At 39.5% G+C, this 17,366-nt stretch carries 19 protein-coding genes, 1 pseudogene and 2 riboswitches; of the genes and pseudogenes, 15 read left to right on the top strand and 5 right to left on the bottom strand.

All coding sequences use genetic code 11. The annotated features are described in order from the left end of the window. The first annotated feature begins 85 nt into the window (after nucleotides 1-85). From MKZ25_RS07560 to MKZ25_RS07570, 3 genes and pseudogenes are all read left to right on the top strand, one after another. Entirely contained in the window at nucleotides 86-1,282 is a 1,197-nt protein-coding gene (locus tag MKZ25_RS07560; protein ID WP_340800965.1) for an MFS transporter, read from the top strand. A 7-nt stretch (nucleotides 1,283-1,289) separates the two neighbouring features. Beyond that, nucleotides 1,290-1,517, top strand: a pseudogene (locus MKZ25_RS07565) (5-methyltetrahydropteroyltriglutamate--homocysteine S-methyltransferase); the annotation flags it as partial. 292 nt (nucleotides 1,518-1,809) lie between these two features. Further along, nucleotides 1,810-1,941 (top strand): hypothetical protein, encoded by a 132-nt coding sequence (locus tag MKZ25_RS07570; protein ID WP_340718947.1) that lies wholly within the window; start codon nucleotides 1,810-1,812, stop codon nucleotides 1,939-1,941. A gap of 298 nt (nucleotides 1,942-2,239) precedes the next feature. On the opposite strand, the gene MKZ25_RS07575 is transcribed toward MKZ25_RS07570, so the two are convergent. Genes MKZ25_RS07575 through MKZ25_RS07595 form a run of 5 tightly spaced genes read right to left on the bottom strand, consistent with a single transcriptional unit; the run spans nucleotide 2,240 to nucleotide 5,037 of the window. Then, nucleotides 2,240-2,371: a hypothetical protein gene (locus MKZ25_RS07575; protein WP_340800966.1), complete on the bottom strand. Its 132-nt coding sequence runs from the start codon at nucleotides 2,369-2,371 to the stop codon at nucleotides 2,240-2,242. 17 nt (nucleotides 2,372-2,388) lie between these two features. After that, nucleotides 2,389-3,228: an energy-coupling factor ABC transporter ATP-binding protein gene (locus MKZ25_RS07580; RefSeq protein ID WP_340800967.1), complete on the bottom strand. Its 840-nt coding sequence runs from the start codon at nucleotides 3,226-3,228 to the stop codon at nucleotides 2,389-2,391. 10 nt (nucleotides 3,229-3,238) lie between these two features. Beyond that, complete coding sequence (gene cbiQ, locus MKZ25_RS07585; RefSeq protein ID WP_340800968.1) at nucleotides 3,239-4,018, bottom strand: cobalt ECF transporter T component CbiQ; 780 nt, start codon at nucleotides 4,016-4,018, stop codon at nucleotides 3,239-3,241. Continuing rightward, complete coding sequence (locus tag MKZ25_RS07590; protein WP_340800969.1) at nucleotides 4,005-4,292, bottom strand: energy-coupling factor ABC transporter substrate-binding protein; 288 nt, start codon at nucleotides 4,290-4,292, stop codon at nucleotides 4,005-4,007. Before MKZ25_RS07590 ends, cbiQ begins: the two co-directional genes overlap by 14 nt. A 1-nt stretch (nucleotide 4,293) precedes the next feature. Continuing rightward, nucleotides 4,294-5,037: an energy-coupling factor ABC transporter permease gene (locus tag MKZ25_RS07595; RefSeq protein ID WP_340800970.1), complete on the bottom strand. Its 744-nt coding sequence runs from the start codon at nucleotides 5,035-5,037 to the stop codon at nucleotides 4,294-4,296. Between the two features lie 123 nt (nucleotides 5,038-5,160). Then, a riboswitch (cobalamin riboswitch) is annotated at nucleotides 5,161-5,337 on the bottom strand. A 406-nt stretch (nucleotides 5,338-5,743) separates the two neighbouring features. Next, nucleotides 5,744-5,930: riboswitch (cobalamin riboswitch) on the top strand. Between the two features lie 142 nt (nucleotides 5,931-6,072). On the opposite strand from MKZ25_RS07595, the gene cobJ reads away from it, so the two are divergent. From cobJ to MKZ25_RS07655, 12 genes are read left to right on the top strand one after another with little or no spacing between them, the layout of a single operon-like run. Continuing rightward, the gene (cobJ, locus tag MKZ25_RS07600) at nucleotides 6,073-7,734 is read left to right on the top strand and encodes a precorrin-3B C(17)-methyltransferase (protein WP_340800971.1); all 1,662 of its coding nucleotides are present in this window, start codon (nucleotides 6,073-6,075) and stop codon (nucleotides 7,732-7,734) included. 8 nt (nucleotides 7,735-7,742) lie between these two features. Beyond that, on the top strand, nucleotides 7,743-8,501 hold the full coding sequence (cobK, locus tag MKZ25_RS07605; protein ID WP_340802988.1) for a precorrin-6A reductase: 759 nt from the start codon (nucleotides 7,743-7,745) through the stop codon (nucleotides 8,499-8,501). An 11-nt stretch (nucleotides 8,502-8,512) separates the two neighbouring features. Further along, on the top strand, nucleotides 8,513-9,178 hold the full coding sequence (locus MKZ25_RS07610) for a precorrin-8X methylmutase (protein ID WP_340802989.1): 666 nt from the start codon (nucleotides 8,513-8,515) through the stop codon (nucleotides 9,176-9,178). Beyond that, nucleotides 9,153-10,289 (top strand): cobalt-precorrin-5B (C(1))-methyltransferase, encoded by a 1,137-nt coding sequence (locus MKZ25_RS07615; protein WP_340802990.1) that lies wholly within the window; start codon nucleotides 9,153-9,155, stop codon nucleotides 10,287-10,289. The genes MKZ25_RS07610 and MKZ25_RS07615 overlap by 26 nt, the downstream gene beginning before the upstream one ends. Then, entirely contained in the window at nucleotides 10,264-11,460 is a 1,197-nt protein-coding gene (cbiE, locus tag MKZ25_RS07620; RefSeq protein ID WP_340802991.1) for a precorrin-6y C5,15-methyltransferase (decarboxylating) subunit CbiE, read from the top strand. Before MKZ25_RS07615 ends, cbiE begins: the two co-directional genes overlap by 26 nt. Then, nucleotides 11,457-12,161, top strand: a complete 705-nt coding sequence (cobI, locus tag MKZ25_RS07625; RefSeq protein WP_340800972.1) for a precorrin-2 C(20)-methyltransferase — start codon at nucleotides 11,457-11,459, stop codon at nucleotides 12,159-12,161. Before cbiE ends, cobI begins: the two co-directional genes overlap by 4 nt. Further along, entirely contained in the window at nucleotides 12,161-12,943 is a 783-nt protein-coding gene (gene cobM, locus MKZ25_RS07630; RefSeq protein WP_340800973.1) for a precorrin-4 C(11)-methyltransferase, read from the top strand. The genes cobI and cobM overlap by 1 nt, the downstream gene beginning before the upstream one ends. After that, the gene (locus MKZ25_RS07635) at nucleotides 12,936-14,075 is read left to right on the top strand and encodes a cobalt-precorrin 5A hydrolase (RefSeq protein WP_340800974.1); all 1,140 of its coding nucleotides are present in this window, start codon (nucleotides 12,936-12,938) and stop codon (nucleotides 14,073-14,075) included. The genes cobM and MKZ25_RS07635 overlap by 8 nt, the downstream gene beginning before the upstream one ends. Next, nucleotides 14,072-15,430 (top strand): cobyrinate a,c-diamide synthase, encoded by a 1,359-nt coding sequence (locus MKZ25_RS07640; protein WP_340800975.1) that lies wholly within the window; start codon nucleotides 14,072-14,074, stop codon nucleotides 15,428-15,430. The genes MKZ25_RS07635 and MKZ25_RS07640 overlap by 4 nt, the downstream gene beginning before the upstream one ends. Further along, complete coding sequence (locus tag MKZ25_RS07645; RefSeq protein ID WP_340800976.1) at nucleotides 15,427-16,059, top strand: precorrin-2 dehydrogenase/sirohydrochlorin ferrochelatase family protein; 633 nt, start codon at nucleotides 15,427-15,429, stop codon at nucleotides 16,057-16,059. Before MKZ25_RS07640 ends, MKZ25_RS07645 begins: the two co-directional genes overlap by 4 nt. Continuing rightward, on the top strand, nucleotides 16,056-16,817 hold the full coding sequence (cobA, locus tag MKZ25_RS07650; protein ID WP_340800977.1) for a uroporphyrinogen-III C-methyltransferase: 762 nt from the start codon (nucleotides 16,056-16,058) through the stop codon (nucleotides 16,815-16,817). Before MKZ25_RS07645 ends, cobA begins: the two co-directional genes overlap by 4 nt. Next, entirely contained in the window at nucleotides 16,811-17,365 is a 555-nt protein-coding gene (locus MKZ25_RS07655) for a nitroreductase family protein (protein WP_340800978.1), read from the top strand. Before cobA ends, MKZ25_RS07655 begins: the two co-directional genes overlap by 7 nt. The last annotated feature ends 1 nt before the right edge of the window (nucleotide 17,366 follow it).

Consider the following 17,366-nt stretch of genomic DNA (forward strand, 5'->3'; position numbering starts at 1 on the left):
TAAAATAATGGAACCGAAGAGATGAGGAGGGTGGCGAGAAGAAGCAAGTCGGAGTGCGTTTTTCTAATTTACTTGGGGGGATAGGATGATTCAAGGTTCATGGAGAGCATTAATATGGATTGGATTATCAGAGTTGTGTGCTTTAAGCTTATGGTACAGTGCTTCAGTTATTGCACCAAATCTAATGGACATTTGGAATCTCAGCTCCAATTCGGAGGCTTGGCTTTCGGCTTCTGTCCCTATAGGCTTCGTTATAGGTGCATTATTTAGTGCTTATTTTGGGATTGCTGACCGTTTCAATGCACGAAAGGTTTTTGCAATTTCGGCATTTTTAGGTGCAATATTAAATGCCTTATTAATTTTTGTCAATTCTAGTTTTATCGGAATTCTACTAAGGGTATTAACTGGAATAACACTCGCTGGTATTTACCCAATCGCTGTTAAAATGTTATCAGAATGGTTTCCAAAAAAACGTGGGTTGGCGATCGGAATCTTAATTGCTGCATTAACATTAGGATCATCATTACCGCATTTTATTGTAATATTCATTTCTTCATTAAGTTGGAAATTCGTAATTATTTGCAGCTCAGTATTGGCTTTATTATCAGCCTTTGTTGTTTCGTTTATTTTAGAAGATGCCCCAGTAAAATCCATAAGATTGCCCTTCTCTTTAAAAATATTAAAAAAAGTGATAAAGAATAAACCAATAATGCTTGCGAACTACGGTTACTTCGGCCATATGTGGGAACTGTATGCGATGTGGACATGGCTTCCCGTATTTATGTCTGCTAGTTTTTCAACCCACTCACCAGAAATTCCTCATTGGGTGATTGGACTGTCATCTTTTATTTCAATTGGAATTGCAGGAGGCATCGGTTGTGTGATTGGTGGAATAATTTCAGATAAAATCGGGAGAGCAAATTTAACGATTATTTCAATGTTGATCAGTGCAAGTTGTTCAATCATAATAGGTTTTACATTTGGTCAATTTGTTTTGTTAACTTTATTAATTTCGATTATTTGGGGGATATCCATTATAGCTGATTCCGCTCAATTTTCTGCAGCTGTATCAGAAATAGCTGAAGAGGAGTATGTAGGTACAGCGCTTACTTTTCAAATGTGTATCGGTTTCCTATTTACAATATTCTCTATAAATCTAATCCCTATTATTCAGAGAATAGTTGGTTGGGAGTGGGTCTTTACAATATTAGCGATTGGACCTATTGTTGGAATTATAACTATGCTCAAATACAGACGTTACGAATTCAATAATACCAACTAGATCTTTATTGTTAGGTATTGGTTTAGGTGTTTATGATATTCATAGTCCACGTATTCCAAGTGTTGAAGAAATGAATGCTATTTTACAGGAAAGTTTAGCTGTTATTCCAAAAGAACAATTTTGGGTTAATCCTGATTGTGGGTTGAAAACACGTCAGGAAACAGAAACAGTTACGTCTCTCAAGAACATGGTGGCAGCGGCACTAGAGCTTAGAAAAGAAGTTGTTTCTATCTAATAATAACAAAGCGCAAAGCAGCAATTGTTGCTTTGCTCTTTTTTAAAAATTAAAGCTGTGAATAGAGGGCAAGACTATTAGTCATTTACATAAAGTGAATTGTTTTGATAATGCCGATATTAAATCATGCCTATCCCAACCAATAAGCGAGTGTATTCCCTGATAGAATATCGGAATTTGGATAATGTGGATAATAGTGTTAATACCGTCAGTTCCATTCGAAATATCAAAGTATAAATAATAAATAATTTCCTACACTTAAATTAGTATTAGTGAAAAGGATGTGATTATTTTGGGTGAAACAAAATTCGCTGAACTAAATGATGAGCAGCTCAAAGAAATAAAACAGCTAGAGGAAAAATTTAATATAACCTTAATTGCTTATGATAGCTCTGCATTAGAAAGTCAAAATTCACATAATTAGATTATGGTACTTAGTGTTTAGAATAATTATTTCTAAACACTTTTTTAGTGCAGAATAGGAAAGAGATATTTTATAAAATTCCACCTTATTTTGCAATGGGGCTGAATAAATTATTATGTGGAAATTGGAATCAATAAGTACATTTATTCTAATAGCAAAGTAAGTATTCACAGGTTATTAACATTTAAGATTATTATTGAATGGAATTTAGGAGTCACCGACGTCAGCTTGTTTTATCTTAATTACAATTTCGTCATTTTAATTAATTGAATACAAAATAGGGAACTCAATTCTAAATCTATTTTAAATTATCATTTTCAATATTTGTTATAAATTGTATAAAGCAAGTTTCTGGATCATCATCGAAATTATCCTCTAGTAGAAGCATGTTATCCTGGGGTTCTAAAGATTGCTGTAATTCATTTTTCATCGAAATTCTCCTCAATATTAAGAATTATTTTTTAAGAGGCTCAACAAATCTTTCATAGAGCGGGGGAGTGTTTTCTGAACTTGAATAAGACCTTCCCCCATCATATTTTCATAGCATTGAACAAGCCAAGGCTTTTCAATATGGGCAGTCTCCAACAGTTTGTCATCTGAAAATAGTGCATCTCGTTGCCCCGAATATAATATCTGTCCTTTATGAAAAACGATAAAGTATTCCGCCCATTCATAAATTAAATTGACTTGGTGTGTGGAATACAAAAACGTGCGTTCTTCATTTTGAAGTTCATTTAGATATGTCGTGAGTTGATTAGAAAAATAGAAATCTAAACTACTCGTTGGCTCGTCTAAAATATAAATTTTAGGGTCCATTGCATACACACCTGCAATCGTCACACGTTTTTTTTGTCCACCGCTCAAGAAGTGAATCGGGCGTTCAGTTAAATCATATAATTCCGTTAATTGAATCGCGTTTGCCACATGACGCTCAATCTTTTCATGTGGCCATTTTAAATTAATGGGACCATATAAAATATCCTGTTTTACAGTAGAAGCAAATAATTGATTCTCTGCTTCTTGAAAAATAAAACCAACTTGCTCACGCAGGTGGATTAATTGTTTTTTTCTATAATTTAAAGGCTCACTTAAAAAGTAAATCTCACCACTAGTTGGCTTTTCAAGTCCAATAAGTAATTTAAAAAAAGTTGATTTACCCGAGCCGTTTTCACCTAGAATCGCGACCTTTTTGCCCTTTGGAATCGATAAAGAAATGTCTTTTAATGCCTCGGTACCATCACTGTATCGAAAAGATACATGATTAAAAGTAAAATAGCTTTCTGTCATAAAAAACTCCTTATATTACAAGTATGGCGATACTTATCATAGTAAAAATCAGTGCCATGCATGTGAATTTCATGTCCCACGTTTTTATAGTTGTGAAATGCTGGGGGAGAATGAATTGCTCAATATTCCGTGCAGCCATTGCATCTGACATGGCTTGATAGCGGAAAAAAATTGTCCGAAATAGTGCACTAATCAGTAGGCTTAATGATTGAAAACTTTTTTTATATGAACGATAACCTAAACGAGCATGCTGTGCCGTATAAAGCTGCATAACAGTCCGTAAAAATAAAAAAATAAAGCGATACATCAACTCGATTAATTCAATCACAATTGTAGGCACTTTTAATCGTGCAAGGACCGGGCTGATTTCAAACATTGGTGTAGTTAAAATTAAGAAATATAAGCAGCTTGTTGCACTAACCGCTGTACAAAAGATAGTTATTGCTCGAAGTATGTCGCTCGGTAAAATAAAGAACTGCATCGTAAAAACTGAACTATGCCATAGTGCTGATGCTGGAATCGGCTGTGTAAATGTGATGGATAAAACAATAGCAAACACTCCTGCTAAAACAAAACCGATTGGTGCAAGTAATAATGTAATATATGTTTTCAATGGGACTTTTGCGTAAAATATAATGGCACCGCTCATGAAGAGCAGTGTCCAAACGGAAAAACTGTTATTTCGTAATAATGTGACAAACAATAAAGTAATTAAGCTGAACGTCATTTTTTGGCTTGCTGAAATCTTTAGTAATGCATTATGGCTGGCAATAAAATCAATGTTTAGCATGGTCTTTTGTATGTTTCCCACGCATGTAGCCAATGAAGTAACCGATAATTAATGCACCAATCACGCCTTGTAGAACAAATAAAAGACTTTCGATTTCTCCGCTTGGTGGCTCCCATAGAGCACTAAACCAAGGTTCATAATCTGCTGCGATTTCAGTGATGGCTTCTTCTGCCTCACCATCGGCACCGCCAAATTCCGCATCCTGTAAAAATAGTATCGGTAATAGCGCTAAAACAATCACGCCTAGAAGTAATAGTAAATTTTTCTTAAACATATTAGCTCTCCTTTGCCTTTAATATACGTAGTTGAACTAATTCTCTCATATTATACTTTTGTAAGAAGTTCATAATCATAACCGTTAATAACCCCTCACTAATTGCAAGTGGAATTTGTGTTAATGCAAAGATGCTCGCAAATTTCTGGAATGACCCTAAAATACCGCCTACTTCAGAAGGGAAAGCTAATGCCAACTGAACAGATGTCATTACATATGTACCTAAATCACCAAGCATTGCCGCTAAAAATACAGCTACACTAAATGATAATCCCCATTTTGTCGATAGTTTGAAAACACCAACAGCTATAAAAGGACCGACAATCGCCATTGAGAAAATATTCGCACCTAATGTTGTAAGTCCTCCATGGGCAAGAAGAATGGATTGGAATAATAGGACGATGGATCCTAAGACGCTCATCACAAATGGTCCGAATAAAATCGAGCCTAATCCAACACCAGTAGGATGAGAACAGCTACCTGTAACCGATGGGATTTTTAAAGCAGACAGTACGAATGTAAAAGCACCTGATAGGGCGAGTAGTAGTTTGCTTTCCGGATTTTCCTTAACAACCAAACGAATTACTTGTAGTCCCTTCACCAAGAATGGTAAGCATAGTGCAAACCAGAAAATAGCCCATCCGATTGGTAAAAATCCCTCCATAATGTGCATGGCATATGCTTGCTTTGGCATAAATAACAGAACGATACCGAAGTAAGCAAGTTTTGGTAATAATTGTTTCATGTTTTTACTCCTTTTTTCAATTTTGATGAAAAAAGTGCATAAAAAAATACACTTTTTAGAGTAAAAGTGCATAACAAAAAATAAGCATTAACTGCTTATTTTCACGCACCTATCCTCGTAGGTCTGAATCAGTCATTTTTGGCAGGTATCCTGACTTCTCTTCAACGTAATTGACATGCCTTCCCACATAAAATGCAGTGACGTGTTATGTAATACTCCGAGTTACAGTTGCGGGACAGTACCGGATTTGCACCGGTTTCCCTATTAAGCTTAAAAAGCACCAAAAATTATTCAATTTTCACCATGTGAGAAATAATATCACTTGTATTTTTACTTGTCACTAAATATTTTTAAATACTTTAACTATTCTGTGTTGAATTGGATAATGAAAATTTTATTTATCCTCGTTTGTGTATAGAATTCTCTTGAATATCAATTTTCTTTTAAAAAGTAATTGTAGAAGGTTCAAGTATCAATGTATTGGCAGTGGTTATTGATAAAAAGCTTAATGGTAAGAGACAAGAAAATAATAAAGTAAATAATTGAAATTAAACAACTTTTGATTAGTTAGATAGTAAATTTATGTACAAAACACCTAATAAACGAATAATAAACACTTCACTTATGCTAAATAAGCTTATTGAGATAATAATTACCCTATCATTTTTTAGTAGACTATGTTATTTTTATTTTTATAATAATTTAATAATTTGCAATTTGAATAAGTGCTTACAGAATTTTGTAAGGTAAAAGGGAAATTAGTGAAAGACTAATGCAGCCCCCGCTACTGTAATAGCTGATGAAATCACAATAAATCACTGTCGTAATGATGGGAAGAAGTGAAAGTAAAAGGAAGCTTAAGCCAGGAAACCTGCTTATTTAAACGATACTTACTTTTCGGAGGGAGAAGTATAGGCGAAACAAGTAATTGTTTTTGTGTTTTTTTATACTTTTTTAGTATTAATTTCACATGCCCGTACCTCTTTCTGACAAGAGGTACGGGCATTTTTTATTTCTTATACGGAGGGTGTTTACATGCAAAAGGGAAAAATCTTTGTTGTAGGCTTCGGTCCTGGAGATCGGGAACATATAACAAAACGTGCAGTCGATGCGCTACAGCAAAGTGATCACATTATGGGCTACAAAACGTATGTAGAACTGATTGAGCATTTAGTGACAGCGAAAACCATTGTCAGTACGGGAATGACGGAAGAAGTTTCACGTGCACAAGAAGCTGTAAAACAAGCTGAAGCCGGCCATATTGTTGCCGTTATTTCCAGTGGGGATGCGGGTGTTTACGGGATGGCGGGGCTCGTATATGAAGTATTAATCGAAAAGGGCTGGACTGCAAAAGAAGGCATTGAAGTAGAAGTTGTTCCGGGTATATCTGCGATTAACTCCTGTGCAAGTCTACTTGGCGCTCCGGTTATGCATGATTCATGCACAATTAGTTTAAGTGACCATTTAACACCGTGGACAGTAATCGAAAAACGGATTGAGGCAGCTGCAATGGCAGACTTTGTCGTTGCGTTCTACAATCCGAAATCTGGCAGACGCACGAGACAAATTGTTGAAGCACAGCGTATTTTGCTTAAGTATCGTTCTCCGGATACACCTGTCGGATTAGTAAAAGCTGCCTACCGGGATACACAGGATATTGTATTAACTACATTAGAGGAGATGCTGGAATATGATATCGGAATGCTGACAACGGTAGTCGTAGGGAATTCCTCGACATTTTACTATGATAATAAAATCATTACACCCCGTGGTTATCAGCGTAAGTATACGTTAGGGGAAGAAAAACAACTATTAAAACCGCACCAACGTTTGAAAAAGGAAGCGGAACCTTGGGCATTGGATCAGGAAACGGGTGAAGCAAAGACCGGGTATGAAAAAATTGAAGCTATCGAGAAAAAAATAGTTGAACCAGCAGCTGTTAAAACAACCGCATTACAGCTTGCAAATGAAGCATTAGCGCTCGTACATAAAGAAACGTCAGCTGTAAAAGTTGAAGAAAATCCTTTTTTAGTACAGCAAGAAGTGGAATCCATATTTGAATTTGCTGTATCACCAGGTGTTGCCAATAAAATGATTACACCAGCACAAATGATTACATTGGCAGAGGTTGTAGGAGAACGCGGTACGATGGAGTATACGCCTGATCACCGCCTCGTGTTGAAGGTACCTACTGATTCACCTCAAAGAATTGTAGAAACGGTAGAACAAACGGGCTTACTTGTTCAACCTGTCGGCGACGTAGTAATCGTCAAGGCATGTGATTTCTGTTACGGCGAAAAAGCGGAATCCATTCCATATGCGGAACAGGTCATGGAAACGCTCGGTGGCATTAAAATGCCGAAAGAGCTTCACGTCGGTTTTAATGGATGCGGTATGGCATGTTATCGAGCGGTTTTTGATGATATCGGTATTGTTTACCGCAAGAAAAAGTTCGATTTGTTTATCGGTTCCAAGCCAGTAGGACGAACAGCTCATGCCGCGCAACCGGTCCTTGAAGGTCTGAATCCTGAACAACTAATTCCATTACTAACCGATATTGTGGCGGACTATAAAGAGAATGCACATCCAAATGAACGTTTCTTCAAATATTTCAAACGTGTGAAGAAAATATTGAATTTCAATTATGTTGATATGTCTTGCAAAATTAAAGTGGAAGAAGCCCCGTGTGGAGATTAGGTGAAACGATGATTTTATTTTTAGCAGGAACAAGTGATGCGAGAGAGCTGGCGATTCAAATAATGCAAGCTGGCTATGATTTGGTGGCGACTGTTGTTACGGATTCTGCTGCTGCGAGTCTAAAGGATGCGAATGTTCCTTATCATGTCGGTCGCTTAACAGAACAGCAAATGAAGGAACTGATCGAAGAACGACATGTAACAACGGTTGTAGATGCAAGTCATCCGTATGCAGAAGAGGCTTCTAAAACAGCGATGGCTGCTGCGAATATAACTGGTATACCCTATATTCGATATGAACGTCCCCAACAAAGCTACGTACATCCGCTCGTTACGGAAGTGGAAACATATAAAGAAGCGGCAATTGCTGCATCCGCACATTCAGGAACAATTATGTTGACGACAGGCAGTAAAACGCTCGCAGTTTTTACGGAGCAATTATTACATAACGAAAATATTCGTCTTGTCTGCCGGATGCTGCCAAATAAAGAGAATATGGATAAATGCGATGCACTTGGTGTGAAGCAGCGCGATATTATCGCAATTCAAGGACCGTTTTCTAAAGAATTGAATAAAGCGCTATACGAACAGTTCAGCACAACATTTATTATTACAAAGGAAAGCGGGAAAGTCGGCTCGGTAGACGAGAAGATGGATGCGGCTTTAGAGCTTGGAATTCCTGTCATTTTAATTAAGCGACCAAAAATACAATATGAAAACTTATGCACTTCATTCGAGAAAGTGTTTGAAAAATTAGGAGGCAAATAACAATGGCAAATATGAATTTCAATACAGATTTCGTACCACTAACGGTAGATCCGGACAAAATTTATGATTACAGTTTTGCGATGATTAAAGAAGAAATGGGCGAACATCCATTTACGGACGAACAATGGCTTGTCGTTCGCCGCGTTATCCATGCTTCGGCAGACTTCGAATTGGGGCGCAGCATGATTTTTACGGAAGATGCCATTGAAGCGGGCATTCAGTCGATATTGGCAGGACGCCATGTTGTAGCAGATGTACAAATGATTGAAAGTGGTTCAGGCCGTAAACGTTTCCAAAAACATGGCGGGGATTTACATTGTTATATCGCAGATGAAGATGTATCGATCGAAGCAAAAAAACTTGGAACAACTCGTGCGATTATTTCGATGCAAAAGGCGACTCAACTACAAGAAGGCGGGATTTATGCAATCGGTAATGCCCCGACAGCTTTACTTGAATTAATTCGCCTGATTAAAGAAGGTCTTGCAAAGCCGGATTTAATTATCGGGATGCCTGTTGGGTTCGTTTCGGCAGCAGAATCGAAAGCGGAATTAGCGATTTTAGAAGGAATTCCGTTTATTACGAATGTAGGAAGAAAAGGTGGCAGTACTGTAACCGTCGCAGCATTAAATGCCATCTCAATCATGGCAGATGAACGAGCAAAAGAAACGAAATAAAAAAGATCCGTCGGAAATGCGTCACGGCTATACAACAGGAGCTTGTGCAACTGCGATGACAAAGGCTGCCTTGTACGCACTTGTGACCGGAGAAGTTCCTGAACATGTAACAATTCATTTACCTGTAGGAAAAGATGCAACATTTACAGTGGCATCTTTTGCAGTAAAGGACAATGAAGTGATGTGTGAAACGATTAAGGATGCCGGTGATGATCCGGATGCGACACATAAAGCACGCATTCAAAGTACGGTTCGTTTTATAGAGAAAAGCGGTGTTCACTTAGATGGAGGAATCGGTGTTGGTCGTGTAACAAAAGCAGGACTGCCCGTCCCTGTCGGAGAAGCGGCAATTAACCCTGTTCCGAGAAAAATGCTCCATGGTGTTGTCGAAGAAGCGATTCAACTTTTCCAGATTGACAAAGGAATCGAAGTGATCATTTCTGTTCCGGACGGGGAAGAAATTGCGAAAAAGACGTTAAATGCAAGACTTGGTATACTGGGCGGAATTTCTATATTAGGTACGCGCGGAACGGTCGTACCTTTTTCAAGTTCAGCCTATATGGCGAGTATCGTGCAGGCGATTAGTGTTGCAAAAGAAGCGGGCTGCGACCATCTAGTCATTACAACCGGGGGACGCAGTGAAAAATATGCGATGAAGCAATATCCGCATTTACCGGAAGAAGCATTTATAGAGATGGGGGATTTCGTCGGTTTTACATTAAAGCATATCGCTCGTAAAGAGATTCCCCAAGTATCGCTTGTCGGGATGATGGGGAAATTTTCTAAGGTAGCACAGGGTGTCATGATGGTACATTCAAAAAGTGCACCGATCAGTTTCCCGTTTTTGGCTGAAATCGCGAAAAAAGCTGGAGCTGATTCAGAAATAATCGAGCAAATATTACAGGCGAATACGGCATCACAAGTAGGGGACATCATGCAGGAAAATGACCAATTCTTTGAAGCGCTTTGTAAAAACTGCTGTTACTTTGCACTGGATCATACGAAAGCGAAATTACGTGTCTCCACATCGCTGTATGCCATGAACGGGGACATGCTGGGAAAGGCTGAGAATATTGAACAATTGGATGAAAATGATTGGTATCGGGGATAACGGTCCGGCAAGTTTACTACCCCAATATATCGCTTGGATCAATTCAAGTGAAGTACTTGTTGGTGGTGAACGTCATCTTGACTTTTTTCCGGAATTCACTGGAGAAAAAATCATTATAAAAGGCGGACTCTCACGACTCGTGGAAAAGCTGCATGCAGAAAAAAGAAATATCGTTATTTTAGTATCGGGTGACCCGTTGTTTTACGGATTAGGGGGAGTTTTGGCGAAGAAGCTCCCATTAGAAATTTACCCATATGCAAGCTCTGTTCAATTAGCTTTCACAAAGATGCAGGAAAGCTGGCACGATGCTTATTTAACGAGTGTTCATGGCCGGTCAATGAAAGGACTCGCCCAAAAAATCGATGGCCGAAAAAAAATAGCGATATTGACCGATGAAGAAAATTCACCGAATGCACTTGCCCGCTATTTAAAAGCGTACGGCATGACCGAATACGATGCGTTTGTAGCAGAAAACTTGGAAGGTCCAACTGAACGATGTCGTCATCTTTCATTAGATGAAATGGAGAATGCCGAATTTTCACCATTGAATGTCGTTATTTTAAAACAGCGTGAAGCTGTTGAGCGTGCGTCAATCGGTATTGATGATGACAAGTTTATTCAGCGAAAACCGGATAAAGGGCTTATCACAAAAAAGGAAATTCGAGTTCTTTGTTTACAAGCACTGCAATTAAAAGAAGCAAGTACAGCATGGGACATTGGGACATGCACAGGATCAGTTGCTATCGAAATGTCGAAAATAGCCCGGGAAGGTCAAGTTTTTGCGATTGAAAAAAATGAAGCAGATTTGGAAAATTGTCTTCAAAATCAACAAATTCATCGAACTGACTTTACAGCTGTTTTAGGAAAAGCACCAGAAAGATTAGAAGAATTTCCTGATCCGGACGCCATTTTCATTGGTGGAAACGGCGGCAATATGGAGCAGTTACTGCAACTATGCGTCGATCGATTAAAGCCAAGTGGCCGCATTGTTATGAACATCGCGACTATTGAAAACTTGGCAGAAGCTATGGGGCATTTTAAAAAGTTCAACTGTGATGTTTCTGTACTGCAGGCACAAATCTCAAAAAGTAAGCCAATTTTAAATTTAACGCGTTTTGAACCGTTAAATCCAATTTTTATCGTAACAGCACAGAAAGGGTTGGAATTATGACAATCGGTACATTAATCGGATTAGGTGTTGGACCTGGAGATCCTGAACTTATCACAGTAAAAGCTTTTCGAATGTTGAAAGAATGCCCGGTAATTGCCTATCCTCAAAAATTACGCGGCAGTAAATCGTATGCTCAACGAATAATTGATGTGTACGTTAATCCGGCAGAAAAGGAAATGCTTGGACTTGTATTTCCGATGACGAAGGACGAGAAAACGTTGCAGGAAGCATGGTCTAAATCCGCAGAGAAAATTTATGCACACTTGAAAGAAGGCCGAGATGTTGCTTTTGTAACGGAAGGCGACCCGATGCTTTTTAGTACATATATACACTTGATGAACTTAATGAAGGAAATGCATCCCGATGTCCCGATGAAATCTATTGCGGGTATATCTTCATTTAATGGAACTGCCAATCGTTTAGGAATCCCATTGGCAGACGGCGATGACCATGTAGCAATGATTCCGGCAACTTCGGATATGGCAGAGATGCGTCGTGTTATTGAGACCCATGACGGGATTGTGTTCATTAAAGTAGCGAAAGTATTAGAAGTTATGCTGGATTTACTTGAAGAAATGAACTTACTTGAAAAAACGTATGTTGTGACAAAAGTAACTTCAGATGAAGAAATTATTTGGAAAACGAATGAATTACGTGGAGCTGAGCTCAATTATTTATCTTGTATGGTGGTGCGAAAATAATGAAGAAAATTTGGATTATAGGTGCAGGACCCGGCGACCCGGATTTAATTACTGTGAAAGGTCTTAAACTGCTTCAACAAGCGGATGTTGTCATGTATACAGATTCTTTAGTTAGTGAAACTCTAGTTGCCGAAGCCCGTGCGGATGCAGAAGTGATCCGTACAGCAGGTATGCATTTACAAGAGATGGTTGATTGCATCGTCGAACGTGTCAATTCGGGAAAAATGGTTGTGCGTTTACATACGGGTGACCCGGCAATGTACGGGGCAACAATGGAACAAGTTGCATTGTTAAAGAACCATAATATTGGCTATGACGTTGTTCCAGGTGTAAGTTCTGTATTTGCTGCCGCTGCAGCCGTAGGAGCAGAACTAACGGTTCCTGATTTAACGCAAACTTTGATCTTAACACGAGCAGAAGGACGTACACCGGTACCTGAGCGTGAAAAACTGCAAGCATTGGCAAGCCATCATTGCACAATTGCAATGTTTTTAAGTGCCACATTAACGAAAAAGATTACAAAAGAACTACAGGCTGCGGGCTGGTCGGACGATACACCGGTTGCCGTTATTCAGCGGGCTTCATGGCCAGATCAAAAAATCGTTCGCACGACAATTGCTGAACTGGATGAAGCGATGCGGACAAATGGCATTCGCAAACATGCGATGATTTTAGCCGGCTGGGCACTTGATCCGAACATTCATGAAAAAGATTACCGTTCAAAACTGTATGATGCTACATTTACACATGGTTTCCGTAAAGGTGTGAAAGTCGATGATTAATTTACGAGAAGGGGAAATACCGGACGTTCGCGTGACAAAACCTTATGCACTTGTAGCCATTACAAAGCATGGTGCGGCGAATGCGCGAAAGTATGCGGAGAAGTTTCCATATGTCGATGTATATTATATGAAGAAATTTGAGCAGGGCGACGAGGCTGAAAAAAATATTCAATTATTTGACGGGACGGTGCGCCTGTTGCTCCCTGCATTATTTAAAGCATATAAGTCGATGATTCTGATTATTTCCCTCGGTGCAGTCGTTCGGATGATTGCCCCGATTTTAGTAGATAAAAAGAAAGATCCGGGTGTTCTCGTTGTTGACGATAAAGGACAATATGTCGTGAGTGTTTTATCCGGACATATTGGGGGTGCGAATGCCCTGACAAATGAGTTTGCACAAGCAATCAATGCGACTCCGATTGTAACTACAGCATCCGATGTTCAAAAAACCATCGCGGTTGATTTATTTGGCGCACGGTACGGATGGGTTTGGGACAGTGAAGAAAAACTGACGCCTGTCAGTGCTTCAGTAGTGAATGAGGAGCAGGTTGCGATTGTTCAGGAAACCGGTGAAAAAAGATGGTGGCTGCATGAAACACCGATGCCTGATACTTTGAAAATTTACCGGACAACAGAGGAAGCAATTGCTGCAAAACCACATGCTACATTGCTCATTACCGATCGTATTATCGGAAAAGAGGAAGAAGTGTTACTTGAAAACGGTGTAATTTATCGACCAAAGTCAATTGTTTTGGGAATGGGCTGTAATCGCGGAACATCTGCAGAAGAAATTGAACAACTAATTGATGAAACGCTTGCAGAACTAAAGCTGAGCAAAAAAAGTGTCAAAGCAATCGCCACAATCGATTTGAAAAAAGACGAGCAAGGTTTCCTGCAAGTAACGGCTAGAAACAACTGGCAGTTTATAACGTATACACCGGCAGAGCTAAATGAAATGCCGCTGCAAAATCCATCTGAAACGGTCTTTAAATATACAGGGGCTTACGGTGTCAGTGAACCCGCAGCATTACGGTGTGCCAATGCGACGGACTGGTTATTGGAAAAAAAGAAAAGCGGCAATGTAACCATTTCCGTTTCCCGGATTACATTTGAAGAGGAGGTAACCGGATGAATCGATTTGTATTAGCCGGTACAGGAAGTGGCGTTGGAAAAACGACATTTACGATCGGTATTATGCGTGCACTGATGAAGCGCGGCCTAACTGTTCAAGGATTTAAAAGTGGTCCGGATTATATCGATCCGACGTATCATACAGCTGTAACGAAACGGTCTTCACGCAATATTGACAGTTTTATGATGTCAGAAGATGTTGTCCGTACAATTGTCGCAAGAAACAGCATAGATTCAGATGTGTCTATTATTGAAGGTGTCATGGGATTTTATGACGGGAAGTCACCATTATCGAATGAAGGATCGGCCGCACATATTAGTGAAATTACTGACAGTCCGGTAATTTTAATTGTTAACGCAGCAAGTATGGCCCGAAGCGTCGCTGCTATAGTAAAAGGATTCCAGCAGTTGGATAAGAATGCCAATATTGTGGGGGTTATTGCCAATCAGCTTGGGAGTAAAAGTCACTTTGAAATTATTAAAACAGCGATTGAACATGAATGTAACATCCCCGTTCTCGGCTACCTGCAAAAAGGTGCGGTACCAGCGTTGCCGAGCCGTCATTTAGGTTTAGTACCGGCTATTGAACGAGGAGAGCTCGATCCGTATTTCGATGAGCTTGCAGCTGCTATTGAAGCAACTGTTGATCTGGATTTATTGCTACAAGTCACAAAAGCGACCGAATTGGAGCAAACTTCAAAGATTTTCGAAATACAAGGAAATACGCAAGAAATTCATTTGGCTGTTGCAAAAGATGCAGCATTTAACTTCTATTATGAAGAAAATTTTGAATTACTTAAAGCATACGGTGCAAAACTGCATTTCTTCTCGCCTCTTGAAAATGAGCCGGTTCCTGAACAGGCACAAGGTTTATATATTGGCGGAGGGTTCCCTGAAGAATTTGCAGAGCAGCTTGCTCAAAATCAACAGGCAAAAAATTCGATAAAACAAGCAATTGATAAGGGAATTCCAACACTTGCAGAATGTGGCGGCTTCATGTATTTAACTGAAGAAATTTTCAACCGTGAAGGAAATGGCTACAAAATGCTAGGTGTCATTCCGGGGATCGTTCGTATGCAAGATAAGTTAGCGGCGTTAGGCTACAGAGAAATTACCGGTGTGGAAGGCAACTTTTTAATTGGTGAACAGGAGCTTGCCAAAGGTCATGAATTCCATTATTCCGTATACGAAGGAAACCATGAAATACCTGCTTATTTTACAAAAGGACGCTTTGGAGCGAAACAGGAAGGTTATTCACAAGGTAATCTAGTCGCTGGTTATACACATTTTCATTTCGCATCCAATCCACAACTCGTGAAAAATTGGCTTGCAGCTTGTTTGGAGGTAAGAGCATGAATTATTTTCCGTTAATGGTCAATATAGATTTTAAAAAAGTGGTAATCGTCGGTGGAGGCCATGTAGCCCGTCAAAAAGTGGAAGCATTAATACCTACGAATGCCCAGATTACCGTTGTCAGTCCGACAGTAATGGATAAGTTAAAAATATATTTTGATGAAGGCAGAGCAGTGTGGAAACAAAAACTTTTTGAACCGGCTGATTTAGACGATGCAGCCCTCATTTTTGCGGCAACTAATGACGAAGCGGTAAATGATGCTGTGGAAGAAGCGACACAGCATTGGCAATTATTAAATCGTGCAGATGCTTTAGGCCGTATGGATTTTATGAACCCTGCTGTTGTCCGTCGTGGAGATTTTGTTGTAACGGTGTCGACAACTGGCGCGAGTCCGGCGCTTACTAGAAAAGTAAAAGCAGACTTAGAGGAACAATACGATGAAAGTTATGCAGATTATATTGCATTTTTAAAGAAAGCCCGTTTACTTATTCTTAAAAATTATGAAGGCGATGCAAAAAAAACGGTGCTTGCTCAATTACTCGAACCTGAAATACTGGTTTGGATTCAGCAAAAGAATAAGGAAAAGTGTGCACAGTTTATACGTCAGATTGAAGCGGGAGAAATCAATTGAGTGGATTTGTTTATATAGTTGGCGCTGGACCGGGTGATCCGAAATTACTGACAATACGTGCTTTAGAATGCATTCAGATAGCTGATGTCATTTTATATGACAGATTAGTAAACCCCGAAATTTTAAAACACGCAACAGCCCATTGCGAATTAATTTATTGTGGAAAAGAACCGGGAAAGCATGGCCTGATACAAGATGAAATTCATCGGGTGCTAGTTGAAAAAGCACAGCAGAACAAGCGGGTTGTCCGTCTAAAAGGTGGCGATCCATTCGTCTTTGGACGAGGCGCAGAAGAAGCAGCAATTCTTCGCAACGAAAACATTGAATTTGAAATCGTTCCAGGGATAACAGCAGGAATAGCGGCACCGGCATATGCAGGAATACCTGTTACACATCGTGATTATGCAACAAGCTTTGCTATTGTAACCGGACATGGCCGTGAAGAAAAGGGGCAGGACTTTTTAAGCTGGGCAAGTCTCGCACAAATCGATACGATTGCGTTCTATATGAGTATTGGCAATATCGATCATATTACGAAAAGCTTAATTAAACATGGAAAGAAACCGACAACCCCGGTTGCAGTAATTGAATGGGGAACAACAAGCAATCAGCGTACGATTACAGGTCAATTAGAATCGATTCCCGAACAGATTCAACAGCAAAAGATGGTCAATCCTTCAATGATTTTAGTCGGGGATGTTGTAGGAATTCGGGAAGAAATTGCATGGTTTAATGAAAGGGTTGAGACAACATGTTAGAAGCATTAAAAAAACGACGTGCGGTGCGTCAATTTTTATCAAAGAAAGTAGAACGGGAGAAAATTGAACAATTATTGGAAGCGGCAACTTATGCACCGAATGATCGCATGCGCGAGCCTTGGCATTTTTATATTTTGCAAGGTGATAGTTTAAAACGTTTTGAACAAGTAGCATTTGATTATTTACAGCAACGTTTCCCGACAAAACCAAACTTAGTGGAAAGCTCGATGCAGGCAGTAACAAAAACACCGCTCATCATTGTCGTAACATCTGCCATAGTGGAAGACGATGAAGGGGCGACACTGGACAATAAATTTGCTGTTAGCAGTGCGATCATGTCGATGTGGCTAATGGCTGAAGCGCTCGGTTTAGGTATGGTGTGGCGGACACGTGGAGTCGGTCTTGTACATGATACAGCTTTGCATGAATTTGTCGGGGCGACGGATTCCGAACACCTCGTAGGTACGTTATGTATTGGCTATCCAGAGGAACCAGTTACAACAGAGAAAAAACGTACATCGTTTTCAGAAAAAACAACTTGGATTTAAG

The sequence above is a fragment of the Solibacillus sp. FSL W7-1464 genome (assembly GCF_038004425.1).
Taxonomy (GTDB): domain Bacteria; phylum Bacillota; class Bacilli; order Bacillales_A; family Planococcaceae; genus Solibacillus.

What these genes read in the sequence shown, in the direction of transcription:
- MKZ25_RS07610 (WP_340802989.1), top strand. Translation starts at nt 8,513, where the DNA reads ATGAATTTCAATACAGATTTCGTACCACTAACGGTAGATCCGGACAAA.
- MKZ25_RS07575 (WP_340800966.1), bottom strand. Translation starts at nt 2,371, where the DNA reads ATGAAAAATGAATTACAGCAATCTTTAGAACCCCAGGATAACATGCTT.
- cobI (WP_340800972.1), top strand. Translation starts at nt 11,457, where the DNA reads ATGACAATCGGTACATTAATCGGATTAGGTGTTGGACCTGGAGATCCT.
- cobM (WP_340800973.1), top strand. Translation starts at nt 12,161, where the DNA reads ATGAAGAAAATTTGGATTATAGGTGCAGGACCCGGCGACCCGGATTTA.
- cobK (WP_340802988.1), top strand. Translation starts at nt 7,743, where the DNA reads ATGATTTTATTTTTAGCAGGAACAAGTGATGCGAGAGAGCTGGCGATT.
- MKZ25_RS07655 (WP_340800978.1), top strand. Translation starts at nt 16,811, where the DNA reads ATGTTAGAAGCATTAAAAAAACGACGTGCGGTGCGTCAATTTTTATCA.
- cobJ (WP_340800971.1), top strand. Translation starts at nt 6,073, where the DNA reads ATGCAAAAGGGAAAAATCTTTGTTGTAGGCTTCGGTCCTGGAGATCGG.
- cbiE (WP_340802991.1), top strand. Translation starts at nt 10,264, where the DNA reads ATGAAAATGATTGGTATCGGGGATAACGGTCCGGCAAGTTTACTACCC.
- MKZ25_RS07635 (WP_340800974.1), top strand. Translation starts at nt 12,936, where the DNA reads ATGATTAATTTACGAGAAGGGGAAATACCGGACGTTCGCGTGACAAAA.
- MKZ25_RS07645 (WP_340800976.1), top strand. Translation starts at nt 15,427, where the DNA reads ATGAATTATTTTCCGTTAATGGTCAATATAGATTTTAAAAAAGTGGTA.
- cbiQ (WP_340800968.1), bottom strand. Translation starts at nt 4,018, where the DNA reads ATGCTAAACATTGATTTTATTGCCAGCCATAATGCATTACTAAAGATT.
- MKZ25_RS07560 (WP_340800965.1), top strand. Translation starts at nt 86, where the DNA reads ATGATTCAAGGTTCATGGAGAGCATTAATATGGATTGGATTATCAGAG.
- MKZ25_RS07590 (WP_340800969.1), bottom strand. Translation starts at nt 4,292, where the DNA reads ATGTTTAAGAAAAATTTACTATTACTTCTAGGCGTGATTGTTTTAGCG.
- MKZ25_RS07615 (WP_340802990.1), top strand. Translation starts at nt 9,153, where the DNA reads ATGAACGAGCAAAAGAAACGAAATAAAAAAGATCCGTCGGAAATGCGT.
- MKZ25_RS07580 (WP_340800967.1), bottom strand. Translation starts at nt 3,228, where the DNA reads ATGACAGAAAGCTATTTTACTTTTAATCATGTATCTTTTCGATACAGT.
- MKZ25_RS07595 (WP_340800970.1), bottom strand. Translation starts at nt 5,037, where the DNA reads ATGAAACAATTATTACCAAAACTTGCTTACTTCGGTATCGTTCTGTTA.
- MKZ25_RS07640 (WP_340800975.1), top strand. Translation starts at nt 14,072, where the DNA reads ATGAATCGATTTGTATTAGCCGGTACAGGAAGTGGCGTTGGAAAAACG.